The sequence below is a fragment of the Pseudomonas sp. QC2 genome (assembly GCF_002859085.1).
Taxonomy (GTDB): domain Bacteria; phylum Pseudomonadota; class Gammaproteobacteria; order Pseudomonadales; family Pseudomonadaceae; genus Aquipseudomonas; species Aquipseudomonas petroselini.
This window is the reverse complement of record NZ_PKKS01000018.1, coordinates 391,258-403,721: the sequence shown is the minus strand read 5'-3', so window position 1 is coordinate 403,721 and position 12,464 is coordinate 391,258. Positions and strand designations below refer to the sequence as shown.

Below are 12,464 nucleotides of genomic sequence, written 5' to 3'. Positions count from 1 at the left end.
CAAGCTCGGAGCTTATGACCACCAGTACCTCGGCCGGTGCAGCCCACCTCGATACGTCCATCACCCCGCCACAGCTGAGGATTACGGGAGACTGGACGCTTGCCCACTATGCCAGCCTGAAGAAGCTGTCGGACAAGCTCGACGGCCAATACGATGCGGGCGCGCGTATCGACCTCAATGGCCTGGGCGCCCTCGATACCGCCGGCGCCTCGCTGCTGGTGGAGTTGCTGGGACCGACCCGCATCGAGCAATCCGCCGAGCAGACCGATTGCAGCTTGTCTGCCGCTGACCGTGCACTGCTCAAGACCGTCTACCGCTCCCTGAATGATTTTTGCGTACCGGAGAAAGCCCCGGAAGAAGCCGCCGGTATTCAAGTGCTGGCTCGCATCGGCCGGGCGGTAGACACCGTCTGGCAAGACAGCAAGCAACTGCTGGGCTTTATCGGCCTGATCCTCGAAACCTTCGCCCGCGGAATTTTCCGGCCCAGGCGTTGGCGCCTCACTCCGATGGTCGCGCACCTGGAACAGGTCGGCCTCGACGCCGCCCCCATCGTGGCCCTGCTGACCTTTCTGGTCGGTGCCGTGGTGGCGTTCCTCGGCGCCACCGTACTCAAGAGTTTTGGCGCGACGATTTTCACCGTCGACCTGGTGGCGTTCTCCTTCCTGCGCGAATTCGGTGTGTTGCTGACCGCGATCCTGATCGCCGGTCGCACCGCCAGTGCCTTTACCGCACAAATCGGCTCGATGAAGGCCAACGAAGAGATCGACGCGATCCGCACCCTGGGCCTGGACCCGATGGAACTGCTGGTATTGCCGCGCGTACTGGCGCTACTGGTAGCGCTGCCGATGCTGACCTTCCTGGCAATGCTCTCGGGCATTGTCGGCGGTGGCGTGGTGTGCGCCGTGGCCCTGGATATTTCGCCGGCGATGTTCCTCTCACTGCTGCAATCGGACATTGGCGTGCAGCATTTCCTGGTGGGCCTGGTGAAAGCGCCGATCTTCGCCTTCCTGATCGCCGCCATCGGCTGCCTGGAAGGCTTCAAGGTGAGCGGCAGCGCCGAGTCCGTCGGTGCCCACACCACCTCCAGCGTGGTGCAATCGATTTTTGTGGTGATCGTGCTGGACGCGGTCGCCGCGCTGTTCTTTATGGAGATGGGCTGGTGAGTCGCTTACACCGTGCGACCGCCGAGGCGGTGATTGAAGTGCGCGGCCTGTGCAATCGCTTTGGCACTCAACGCGTGCACGAGAACCTCGATCTGGACTTGTACAAAGGCGAGATCCTTGCCGTGGTCGGCGGCTCCGGCAGCGGCAAGTCGGTGTTGTTGCGCAGCATCGTCGGCCTGCGCCGGCCCAGCGCAGGCGAAGTGCGGGTGTTCGGCAAGAGCCTGCCAAGCCTGGCGGAGCATGAGCGATCCCTGGTGGAGCGACGCTTTGGCGTGCTGTTCCAGAAGGGCGCGCTGTTTTCCTCGCTGACCGTGACCGAAAACGTAGCGCTGCCATTGATCGAACACGCCGGCCTCAGCCGCCGCGACGCCGAGCACCTGGCCGCGGTCAAACTGGCCCTGGCCGGGTTGCCACTGTCGGCAGCCGACAAATACCCGGCGTCACTGTCGGGTGGCATGATCAAGCGCGCCGCGCTGGCCCGCGCGCTGGCCCTGGACCCCGACATCCTGTTTCTCGACGAACCCACCGCCGGCCTCGACCCGATTGGCGCGGCGCAATTCGATCAACTGATCCTGACCCTGCGCGATGCGCTGGGCCTGAGCGTGTTCCTGGTCACCCACGACCTGGACACGCTGTACACCATCACCGACCGCGTGGCAGTGCTGGCACAGAAAAAGGTGCTGGTGGCCGACGCCATCGATGTCGTCTCCGAAACGGACGACGCGTGGATTCACGAATATTTCCACGGCCCCCGAGGCCGCGCGGCATTGGATGCCGCTCAATCGCTCAACGAGGTATGACATGGAAACCCGAGCCCATCATGTGATGATCGGTTTGTTCAGCGTGATCGTGGTAGTCGGCGCGATGTTGTTCGGCCTGTGGCTGGCCAAGTCCAGCGTCGACAGCGCCTTCCAGGATTACGAAGTGATTTTCAACGAGGCGGTCAGCGGCCTGTCACAGGGCAGTTCGGTGCAGTACAGCGGGATTAAAGTGGGCGATGTGATCAGCCTGCGCCTGGACCCCAAAGATCCGCGTCGCGTACTGGCACGTATCCGCCTGGCCGGTGAGACGCCGATCAAGGAAGACACCCAGGCCAAGCTGGCGCTGACCGGCATCACCGGCACCTCGATTATCCAACTCAGCGGCGGTACGCCGCAAAGCCCCGAACTCAAGGGCAAAGACGGTAACTTGCCGGAAATCATCGCCTCACCCTCACCTATCGCGCGCCTGCTGAACAACAGCAACGACCTGATGACCAGCATCAACCTGCTGTTGCATAACGCCAACGACCTGTTTTCCCGCGAGAACGTCGAGCGCCTGAGCAACACCCTCGATAACCTGCAAAAAACTACCGGCGTCATCGCCGACCAGCGCGGCGATATCAAGGTGGTGATGCAGCAACTGATGCAAGTGAGCAAACAGGCCAGCGCCGCCCTGGAGCAGACCACTGTGCTGATGCGCAACGCCAACGGCTTGCTCAACGAACAAGGCAAGCAGGCCTTTGGCAGCGCCGAGCAGGCCATGAAGTCCCTGGAACACAGCACCGCGACCATCAACACCTTGCTGACCAACAACAAGGACTCGGTGAACAGCGGCATGCAAGGCCTCAACGAACTGGCGCCGGCCGTGCGCGAACTGCGCGAAACGCTCGGTTCGCTGCGCGCCATCTCCCGCCGCCTGGAAGCCAACCCCAGCGGTTACCTGCTGGGCAGCGACAAGAACAAGGAGTTCACGCCATGAAGCGTGTTTACCAAATGATCGCCCCTGTGGCGCTGGCACTCGTGAGCGCGTGCTCGATCCTGCCCAAGGCCGACCCTTCTGATGTGTATCGCCTGGCCTCGGCCCAGACCACCAGCCAGGGTGCGCCGGTCAGCTGGTCGCTGCGTGTGAATAAGCCGCAGACCAGCGAATTTCTCGACAGCCCACGTATTGCCGTGGTGCCCAATGGCGACCTGATCAGCAGCTATGCCAACTCGCGCTGGAGCGATCCGTCGCCGGTACTGTTGCGCAACCGCTTCATGGATGGCTTTCAACGCGATGGTCGGGTGACGCTGCTGAGTACCGATGACACCAACCTGCAGTCCGACTATGAACTGGGCGGGCAATTGCAGGCGTTCCAGAGTGAATACCGCGGCAGTGCGGTGGAGGTGGTGATTCGCCTGGACGCGCGCCTGGTACGCGGCAGTGATCAGCGGATTGTTGCCAGTCGGCGGTTTGAAGTGAGGCAACCGGTGAGCGATACCAAGGTGCCGGCGGTGGTCGCCGGGTTTGGACAGGCGGGGGATCAGTTGAATAAGCAGGTGGTGGATTGGGTGGTGAGTCAGGGCAATACATCACTTGCTCCCGCTGGGCTGCGCAGCAGCCCCAATACCAGCCAATAAGTTTTATCGGATACACCTGTGAAATCTTGTGGGGCCGCCTCGCGGCCCAGCGGGAGCAAGCTCCCTCGCCACAGGGGTTATGCCTTAGCCGAAGAACCAGTAGCACACCGCAATCGCCGCCACCACACCGGCCAACTCCGCCAGCAACGCACACCCGACTGCATGCCGCGCTCGCTGGATCCCCACCGAACCAAAGTACACCGCCAACACATAGAAAGTGGTCTCGGTACTGCCCTGAATCGTCGCCGCCACCAACGCCGGGAAGCTGTCCACGCCCTGGGTCTGCATGGTCTCGATCAGCATCGCTCGCGCAGCGCTGCCGGAGAACGGCTTGACCATCGCGGTCGGCAAGGCATCCACAAAGCGCGTGTCCATGCCCGTCCAGGCGACCACATGGCGAATGCCTTCAAGGCCAAAATCCAGCGCCCCTGAGGCACGCAACACACCCACGGCACACAGCATCGCCACCAGGTAGGGCAGCAGGTTCTTGGCCACATCGAAGCCTTCTTTGGCCCCTTCGACAAACGCCTCATACACCTTGACCTTGCGCAACGCACCGATCACCAGGAACAACATGATCAGGCCAAACAGCGTGAGGTTGCCCAGGATCGACGACAACCCGGCCAGAGCGGTGGCGGAGAGGGTCGCCAGCAGCGCCATGAAGCCGCCCAGCACCAGTGCGCCTGGAATCAGATAGGCCAGCACCACCGGATCCCACAGCCGTAGGCGCTGCATCACCGCCACCGACAGCAGGCCCACCAAGGTGGACGCGCTGGTCGCCAGCAGGATTGGCAGGAACACCAGTGTTGGGTCCGCAGCGCCTTGCTGGGCGCGGTACATGAAGATGGTGACCGGCAACAACGTCAGCGATGAGGCGTTGAGCACCAGGAACAGGATCTGCGCGTTACTCGCCGTGTTGGGGATTGGGTTGAGTTCCTGCAGCGCCTTCATCGCTTTCAAACCGATAGGCGTGGCGGCGTTATCCAGGCCCAGGCCGTTGGCAGCGAAGTTGAGGGTGATCAAGCCGATGGCCGGATGGCCGGCGGGCACTTCCGGCATCAGGCGGCGGAACAGCGGGCCGAGGGCCTTTGCCAGCCAGTCGACGATCCCGGCTTTTTCGGCGATGCGCAAAAAGCCCAGCCATAACGTCAGGGTGCCGAACAGCAGCACCATCACTTCCACCGACAGTTTGGCCATGGCGAAAATGCTTTCGACCATCGCCGCGAAAATCCCGGCGTTACCGCCGACCAGCCATTGCGCCAGTGCCGACACCATTGCCACGACAAAGAAGCCAAGCCACAGGCCATTGAGCATCAGTTAAATCCCCCGAAGAATGGAGCGAATGATAGCGGGGCCGGCAGAAACGACAAACCCCGGAATTTTCCGGGGTTTGTGTCAGAGCAGTCGTATTATCAGCTGCGGGTGGCTTGGCCCAGCGGCGAGGCTTCCTTGCTGCGCCAGTGCGGCAGCGAATTCCAATAGCGCTCGCCCTTGGCATCGTCGTACATGCCTTCCCAACGGGAGATCACCAGCACTGCAAGGGCATTGCCGATTACGTTCAGGGCGGTACGTGCCATGTCCATGATGCGGTCGACACCGGCGATAAACGCCAGGCCTTCCAGCGGAATGCCCACGCTGCCCAGCGTGGCCAGCAACACCACGAAGGACACGCCCGGCACACCGGCGATGCCTTTGGAGGTGACCATGAGGGTCAGCACCAGCATCAGTTGCTGGCCGATCGACAGGTCGATGCCATACAGCTGGGCGATGAAGATCGCCGCAATGCTCTGGTAGAGGGTCGAACCGTCGAGGTTGAACGAGTAGCCGGTCGGCACCACGAAGCTGCAGATCGCCTTCGGCGCGCCGTAGGCTTCCATCTTCTCGATCACGCGTGGCAGCACGGTTTCGGAGCTTGCGGTGGAATAGGCCAGTACCAGCTCATCCTTGAAGATGCGCATCAGCTTGATCACCGAGAAGCCGAACAGGCGGGCGATCAGGCCGAGGATCACGAAAGCGAAGAACAGGATGGCGACGTAAACCAGGATCACCAGCTTGGCCAACGGCAACAGCGAGGCGAAGCCGAAGTTGGCGACGGTCACGGCGATCAATGCGAATACGCCGATCGGGGCGTACTTCATGATCATGTGGGTGACTTTGAACATGCTCTCGGACACGCCTTGGAACATGGTCACCAGCGGCTCGCGCAGCTCAGGCTTGAGGCTCGACAGGCCGAGGCCGAACAGTACCGAGAAGAAGATGATCGGCAGCATCTCGCCACGGGCAACAGCGGCAAAGATGTTCGATGGGATCAGGTTGAGGATGGTCTGGATAAACGCATGCTCATGCTGCACTTCAGCAGCGGTGGCGGTGTACTTGGAGATGTCGACGGTACCCAGGGTACTCATGTCGATGCCAGCGCCTGGGTGGAACACGTTGGCCAGCAGCAGGCCGACCACAATGGCAATGGTGGTGACGATTTCGAAGTAAAGGATGGTTTTGACACCGATACGCCCGAGCTTCTTCGCGTCACCGACACCGGCAATGCCGACGATCAGCGAGGAGATCACGATCGGGATCACGATCATCTTGATCAGGCGGATAAAGATATCGCCCGCTGGCTGCAACACATTGCTGATCCACCAGGCCTTTTCAGCACTGAAATGGTTGAGCACTGCACCGATTGCGATCCCCAGCACCAAACCGATGAGGATCTGCCAGGCGAGGCTTAGCTTTGCCTTCTTCATGTCATTACCCTTACTTCAAGTGAACTTAAGGCAAATGCGCCAGCTGGAACGCTCGAGAGCGAAAAAGTGTGTGCATCTGCCTCCATGGAAGGTCACCGCAGCGTGGCCGAAATGGCTTACTGGCAGGCGAAAAAAGGCGCAACTATTCCCATGCAAGGGAGCGACGTCTAATGCCGTAAACGCCTACCCTATGCCGAATCGGCATGGCCTTTTTTCATAATAACTGTCCGAACGGTCAGTTCAAATGCGACAGATTGTCCGGCAAATATGCCGTTAACCTGCCAAACCCGGCTCGCCTAGAGATGCAGCACGTCTTTGCGGTGCTGGCAGAAATGCCTGGGGAATCCGCGACCTGACGTCAGATATGTCCTATAGCGCGACGAAAATTTTATCGATAGATGGTCGTCTCGACACACCAAGAAATGGTTAAAGGCGAGCGATAACAAAATTTGCGGCTATGGGAGGTATGACAGAGCGATATGAGAGGCGAGGGGATGGATGAAAGTCACAAGCCCGCCGCAAGTTCAGCAAGCGATGGGCTTGTGAACCTGCGTCGCAGCTTTTCTCCTGACCCGGCCCTTGCGCAGGCACTCCCTGTACCCGTAGGTCACGCCGATCCCATTTGATCAGAGCAACCCGGCCCCCTGGTCATGCACCACCCTTGGCGAGCAGTGCAAACAGAAAGAAGCGAGGGGGCTTCTTTCTATGGACGCTGGTCCCGCTGACGACAGACGCGCCGGACGGAACCTAGTACCAATTCGGATCTTTCTTCAGCTGTTCCATCAGCAACTTCTGCATGCCTTCATCCGGTTTACCGATAAAACGGTAATCGGCGTGGCGCGTTGGGGACTTGTCCGCCGGCAGGCCGGCCGGGACTTCCACCAACATGGCGTAGGCATCTTCCTTGTCGAGGCTGAAGGCAACGATCAGACGCTTGTTCCGGCAGGTGTCTGCGGTTTCGCAGAGCGGCCCGACCAAGTACTTGTCGCCATCTTCTTCCACGGCATTCATTTGCTCGGCGGTGCCCGACAGGTTCATCACCCATTCCGGGAGGCGCTCTTCTTTCTTCACCACGCTTTGCCAGGTCTCACGGTATTGCGGGTCCGCGCTGAGCAATTCGTTGGCCCGGGATTGACCGTCATTGGCGGCCATCACCAAACCGCTGCCGCCCAACAATAGGGCGGCAGTAATGGCTTTGAAGGACAAAGTGGTCATTTTCAGCCTCGGCCGCGACGACCAAAGAAGAAGGAAGCGATGAACATCACCAGGAAGACCACAAACAGAATTTTTGCGATACCCGTGGCGGTGCCCGCGATACCACCGAAGCCCAGGACTGCAGCCACAATGGCGATGATCAGAAATGTGATTGCCCAACTCAACATGGTGATTCTCCTTATGCTTCTTTTAGAGGTAACAGCGGTAGTGCCGTACTGCCACTCAACACGAGCGGCTTTTGGTGCCTAGAACACCCAACGCTCTTGCGACGGCAGTTCACTCAGGGAAGATTCCTGATCAACCATCTGCAATTGCGGGGCTGTTGCATCGGCAGCAACACTGCCAACGGAACGGAAATGGGTCTGGGTCATGCTCGGACGTTCAAATTGCGGGATCTGCTGCTGACTCTGCTGCCAATGCTGCAACTGCTGGCCGCCAATCAACGTGACCATCAAGGCCAGGCTGGCAAACAGACCTTGCTGCAAGCGCAGTGGCGATACACGCAGTGGGCTGAAGCTTTGGCGAGTCATGCTGATGTTCTCCCGCATTCTGATTATTCGTTAGGAGAGGTATTGCAGAGCGCATGCCAGCTTTTTTACAAAATAAATACCAATAAAATCAATGAGTTAAATATTTATAACCCAACAAGCTCCCAGCATCCTGCACGATGCCCCCTTGAGGGCCGTGCGAAATGCACGATAGCCAGCGGTCGGATCAAGGGATAGAACACGGAGGGTGTATTGCCGAAGTGGCAAGACGACATGAAAACGCCTGCAATCGGCGCCTTGTAGGAAGTGATGCAGATACCTGCACAACGTTGTCTTTTATCGATCAGAATAAACCATGCAACTTGCCCGATTATTCCGGGACTAAACACCATCATTCATAGAGTTAAGGAGCGCGGGACAGATGGAATCAGCCAAGGAACTTCAAGGCCGCATTCTTTTAGTGGATGACGAATCCGCGATCCTCCGCACCTTCCGTTATTGCCTGGAAGATGAGGGCTACACCGTCGCCACGGCGAACAGCGCTGCCCAAGCGGATACCTTGATGCAGCGCCAAGTGTTCGATTTGTGCTTCCTGGACCTGCGCCTGGGTGAAGACAACGGCTTGGACGTACTGGCCCAGATGCGCATCCAGGCGCCATGGATGCGTGTGGTCATTGTCACCGCCCATTCGGCGGTCGACACTGCCGTTGATGCGATCCAGGCCGGTGCCGCTGACTACTTGGTAAAGCCTTGCAGCCCAGACCAACTGCGCCTTGCCACTGCCAAGCAGCTGGAAGTGCGTCAACTCTCTGCGCGCCTCGAAGCCTTGGAAGGCGCAGTGCGCCAACCGAAAGACGGCCTTGATTCCCACAGCCCGTCGATGATGGTAGTACTGGAAACCGCACGCCAGGTGGCTGGCACAGACGCCAACATTCTGATCCTGGGTGAATCCGGCACGGGTAAAGGTGAACTGGCCCGAGCCATTCACGGCTGGAGCAAGCGCTCGAAGAAATCCTGTGTGACCATCAACTGCCCGTCGCTGACGGCGGAACTGATGGAGAGCGAGCTGTTCGGCCATAGTCGTGGTGCCTTTACCGGCGCCAGTGAAAGCACCTTGGGCCGTGTCAATCAGGCGGACGGCGGCACGCTGTTTCTCGACGAAATCGGCGATTTTCCGCTCACGTTGCAACCCAAGTTACTGCGCTTTATCCAAGACAAAGAATACGAGCGGGTCGGTGACCCCGTTACCCGACGTGCGGATGTGCGCATCCTCGCCGCCACCAACCTGAACCTGGAAGACATGGTGCGTGATGGCCGCTTCCGCGAAGATCTGCTCTACCGCCTCAACGTGATCACCCTGCACTTGCCGCCGCTGCGCGAACGTAGCGAGGACATCCTGACCCTGGCCGACCGCTTCCTGGCACGTTTCGTCAAGGAGTACGCCCGACCGGCGCGCGGTTTCAGCGACGAAGCGCGCGAGGCCCTTCTCAACTACCGCTGGCCGGGAAATATCCGCGAGCTGCGCAACGTAGTAGAGCGCGCCAGCATCATTTGCCCGCAAGAGAAGGTAGAAATCAGCCACCTGGGGATGGCCGAGCAGCCGACCAACAACGCTCCGCGGATCGGCGCGGCGCTGAGCCTGGACGAGCTGGAGAAAGCTCACATCGGCGCCGTGCTCGCCACCAGCGACACCCTGGACCAGGCGGCTCGCACCCTGGGTATCGACGCGTCGACCCTGTACCGCAAACGCAAACAGTACAACCTGTGAGCTGTACCCTATGAAGTTAGCGATGAAGCTGCGCACTCGGCTATTCCTGAGCATCTCAGCGCTGATCACCGTTGCCCTGCTGGGTTTGATCCTGGGCCTGGTCAGCGTCATGCAAATGGCCAAGACTCAGGAATCCCTGATTCGCAGCAACTTCATCACCTTGGACCTGGGCCTCAAGCTGCGTCAGAGCCTGGGTGATCAGTTGATCATGATGCTGGAGGAGCGCCCCGACCCCGAGGCCTTGCAAACCTCCAAGCAGCGCTACGTCGACCTGCTGGACCAAGGTATCGCCCATGAACAACGCGACGGTCGCGGGACGGGGTTCAGCCAGGCCAAGGGCCAGTATCAGGAACTGCTGAACGCTTTTGACGAGTCCCAGCAACCGACCCCTCCACCTGGGGCCAAGGAAAAACTCACCGACACCTTCAATGCGCTGCGCAATGGCTTGATCAACGAGCACAAGCAGGCCTTGGAGAACATCAGCAACAGCGAACACAAATCCCGCGAACGTGCCCTGCTGATCGCCGGGCTACTGGGGCTGGTCGGGCTCGCGGTGCTGATCATCGGGTTTGTGACGGCGCATGGCATCGCCCGGCGTTTTGGCGGACCGATCGAAGCGCTGGCCAAGGCGGCGGACAAGATAGGGCAGGGCGATTTCGAAGTGACACTGCCGATCTCGTCGGCAGCAGAGATGAACCAACTCACCCGCCGCTTCGGCATCATGGCCGAGGCGTTGCGCCAGCATCAGGCGACCAATGTCGATGAACTCCTGGCTGGTCAGCAGCGCCTGCAAGCGGTGCTCGACAGCATAGACGATGGTCTGCTGATGATTGACCGGCAAGGCCGCCTGGAACACCTCAACCCGGTGGCCCAACGCCAACTGGGCTGGGACGAGGAGCGCCTTGGCCAGGGCCTGGGCGAGGCCCTGGTGCGACCGGAACTGGATGAACAGCTGCAATTGGTACTGCGTGGCGGCAGCCTGGAGCGGGCGCCGGAAGATCTGGAAGTGGAAGTCGAAGGCGAATTGCGCCTGTTGACCTACAGCTTGACCCCCGTCAGCCATACCCAGGGGCATATCCTCGGGGCGGTGATGGTGCTGCATGACGTCACCGAACAACGCGCCTTCGAGCGGGTACGCAGCGAGTTCGTACTGCGCGCCTCCCATGAGCTGCGAACACCGGTGACCGGCATGCACATGGCATTCGGGCTGTTCCGCGAGCGGGCGAAATTTCCACCGGACTCCCGTGAAGCGGACCTGCTGGATACAGTCAATGAAGAGATGCAGCGGCTGATGCAATTGATCAACGACCTGCTCAACTTCTCGCGCTACCAGAACGGCCTGCAGAAGCTCACCTTAGGCCCGTGCGACGTGACCGATCTGCTTGAACACGCACGAGCACGCTTCGTCGAGCCGGCCAACGTGCAAAACGTCGAGCTGATGGTAGAAGCCCAATCCGACCTGCCCCGGTTATATGCGGACCAAGCACAGTTGGAACGGGTGCTCGACAACCTGCTGGGCAATGCCCTACGCCACACGCCTAATGGGGGGCAGATTCGTCTGCAGGCACGCCGCCACGGCGAGCGCGTGATTATCAGCGTCGAAGATAACGGCGAAGGCATCGCCTATGGGCAGCAGGGGCGGATCTTCGAGCCCTTTGTGCAGGTGGGTCGCAAGAAAGGCGGCGCCGGCCTGGGGCTGGCGCTGTGCAAAGAGATCGTGCAATTGCACGGCGGCCGCATGGGTGTGTACTCGCGGCCGGGGCAGGGCACTCAGTTCTATATGGCGTTGCCTTTGTAGGAACCCCGCTTGTTGTAGCAAGGACGCTTGTTGAAGCGTCGCACCGCTCCACCCGCCTCTTAAGGGCGCTCCGCACCCGAGCGCAAGCACGCTTGCTCGCCACAGTTCAACGCTCGCAGGATCGCAGCGCTTTGCGCGTCAGGCGTGCCGTCGAACAGCGATGGCCGGAAATGCATCTGGAACGCCGCGATCACATGACGTGTAGCCACATCCAGCTCTCCAGTCTGTGGCGTCTGGTAACCCAAGTGGGCCAATTGTTCCTGGAACCAGGTAATGCTCGGCAGTTCTGTGGCGTACTGCACCTGGAACCGCGCGACGGCCTGTGCATCCGGCCAAACACCCAGCCCCTCAGCGGCCAGGCGCTTCCAGGGGAACAAGGGACCCGGGTCCAGCTTGCGCAGCGGTGCGATATCGCTGTGGCCGATGATGTTCTTGGGGTCGATGCCATTGCGCTTGCTGATGTCCTTGAGCAGCACCACCAGCGATTTCACTTGGGCTTCGGAGTACGGATACCACAAGCGGCCTGTCGGCGTGTCCTTGTAGCCAGGGTTCACGATCTCAATACCAATGGAGCTGGAGTTGAGCCAGGTGCGGCCCATCCATTCGCTTTCCCCGGCATGCCAGGCGCGCTGGCTCTCATCCACCAGCTTGTAGATAGTGCCTGAGGCATCGTCGCCGATCAGATAATGGCTGCTCACCTGACCGTGGGTGAGCAATGCCAGGGAGCGCTCAAGGTTGGTGGAGGTGTAATGCACCACCACGAACTGCACGCGGTTGTCGTGGTTCACCGAGGGGTGGTTGGTGTCCAGGCGAGGGCCGCTGGCGCAGCCCGCAAGGAAAAGAAACACAAAGGCAATGTACAAAAATTTCATGACGGAAGACGTTACGCTGAAGACGATAATGCAAC

General features: G+C 60.1%; 12 protein-coding genes. 6 read left to right on the top strand and 6 right to left on the bottom strand.

Annotated elements, in window-relative coordinates; all coding sequences use genetic code 11:
- Nucleotides 1-14: 14 nt before the first annotated feature.
- Genes QCBJ_RS17810 through QCBJ_RS17795 form a run of 4 tightly spaced genes read left to right on the top strand, consistent with a single transcriptional unit; the run spans nucleotide 15 to nucleotide 3,544 of the window.
- Complete coding sequence (locus QCBJ_RS17810; protein WP_064053128.1) at nucleotides 15-1,163, top strand: ABC transporter permease; 1,149 nt, start codon at nucleotides 15-17, stop codon at nucleotides 1,161-1,163.
- Nucleotides 1,160-1,963 carry an ABC transporter ATP-binding protein gene (locus tag QCBJ_RS17805; protein WP_102061262.1) on the top strand — a complete coding sequence of 268 codons (804 nt, stop codon included), beginning with the start codon at nucleotides 1,160-1,162 and terminating at the stop codon, nucleotides 1,961-1,963. The genes QCBJ_RS17810 and QCBJ_RS17805 overlap by 4 nt, the downstream gene beginning before the upstream one ends.
- 1 nt (nucleotide 1,964) lies before the next feature.
- Nucleotides 1,965-2,903, top strand: a complete 939-nt coding sequence (locus QCBJ_RS17800) for an MlaD family protein (protein WP_012721538.1) — start codon at nucleotides 1,965-1,967, stop codon at nucleotides 2,901-2,903.
- Nucleotides 2,900-3,544, top strand: coding sequence for an ABC-type transport auxiliary lipoprotein family protein (locus QCBJ_RS17795; protein WP_102061261.1), 645 nt, complete (start codon nucleotides 2,900-2,902; stop codon nucleotides 3,542-3,544). The genes QCBJ_RS17800 and QCBJ_RS17795 overlap by 4 nt, the downstream gene beginning before the upstream one ends.
- 84 nt (nucleotides 3,545-3,628) lie before the next feature.
- Here QCBJ_RS17795 and QCBJ_RS17790 read toward each other — a convergent pair whose 3' ends face one another.
- The 5 genes from QCBJ_RS17790 to QCBJ_RS17770 all read right to left on the bottom strand — a co-directional run bounded on the left by QCBJ_RS17790 (nucleotide 3,629) and on the right by QCBJ_RS17770 (nucleotide 8,033).
- Complete coding sequence (locus QCBJ_RS17790) at nucleotides 3,629-4,858, bottom strand: nucleoside recognition domain-containing protein (protein WP_102061260.1); 1,230 nt, start codon at nucleotides 4,856-4,858, stop codon at nucleotides 3,629-3,631.
- Nucleotides 4,859-4,956: 98 nt separating this feature from the next.
- On the bottom strand, nucleotides 4,957-6,288 hold the full coding sequence (gene gltP / locus QCBJ_RS17785) for a glutamate/aspartate:proton symporter GltP (RefSeq protein ID WP_012721535.1): 1,332 nt from the start codon (nucleotides 6,286-6,288) through the stop codon (nucleotides 4,957-4,959).
- Nucleotides 6,289-7,035: 747 nt separating this feature from the next.
- Nucleotides 7,036-7,503 (bottom strand): inhibitor of vertebrate lysozyme family protein, encoded by a 468-nt coding sequence (locus QCBJ_RS17780; RefSeq protein WP_012721534.1) that lies wholly within the window; start codon nucleotides 7,501-7,503, stop codon nucleotides 7,036-7,038.
- A gap of 2 nt (nucleotides 7,504-7,505) precedes the next feature.
- A complete protein-coding gene (locus QCBJ_RS17775) occupies nucleotides 7,506-7,670 on the bottom strand; it encodes a DUF1328 domain-containing protein (protein ID WP_003170804.1) in 165 nt (54 codons plus the stop codon).
- A gap of 78 nt (nucleotides 7,671-7,748) precedes the next feature.
- The gene (locus QCBJ_RS17770; RefSeq protein ID WP_046035913.1) at nucleotides 7,749-8,033 is read right to left on the bottom strand and encodes a hypothetical protein; all 285 of its coding nucleotides are present in this window, start codon (nucleotides 8,031-8,033) and stop codon (nucleotides 7,749-7,751) included.
- Between the two features lie 379 nt (nucleotides 8,034-8,412).
- Between QCBJ_RS17770 and algB the strand changes: the two genes are divergently transcribed.
- A complete protein-coding gene (gene algB / locus QCBJ_RS17765) occupies nucleotides 8,413-9,759 on the top strand; it encodes a sigma-54-dependent response regulator transcription factor AlgB (protein ID WP_064053131.1) in 1,347 nt (448 codons plus the stop codon).
- A gap of 10 nt (nucleotides 9,760-9,769) precedes the next feature.
- Nucleotides 9,770-11,557 carry an ATP-binding protein gene (locus QCBJ_RS17760; RefSeq protein WP_012721531.1) on the top strand — a complete coding sequence of 596 codons (1,788 nt, stop codon included), beginning with the start codon at nucleotides 9,770-9,772 and terminating at the stop codon, nucleotides 11,555-11,557.
- Between the two features lie 59 nt (nucleotides 11,558-11,616).
- Here the strand turns inward: QCBJ_RS17760 and QCBJ_RS17755 are convergent, their stop codons facing one another.
- Nucleotides 11,617-12,429: an N-acetylmuramoyl-L-alanine amidase gene (locus tag QCBJ_RS17755; protein ID WP_012721530.1), complete on the bottom strand. Its 813-nt coding sequence runs from the start codon at nucleotides 12,427-12,429 to the stop codon at nucleotides 11,617-11,619.
- Nucleotides 12,430-12,464 lie beyond the last annotated feature (35 nt).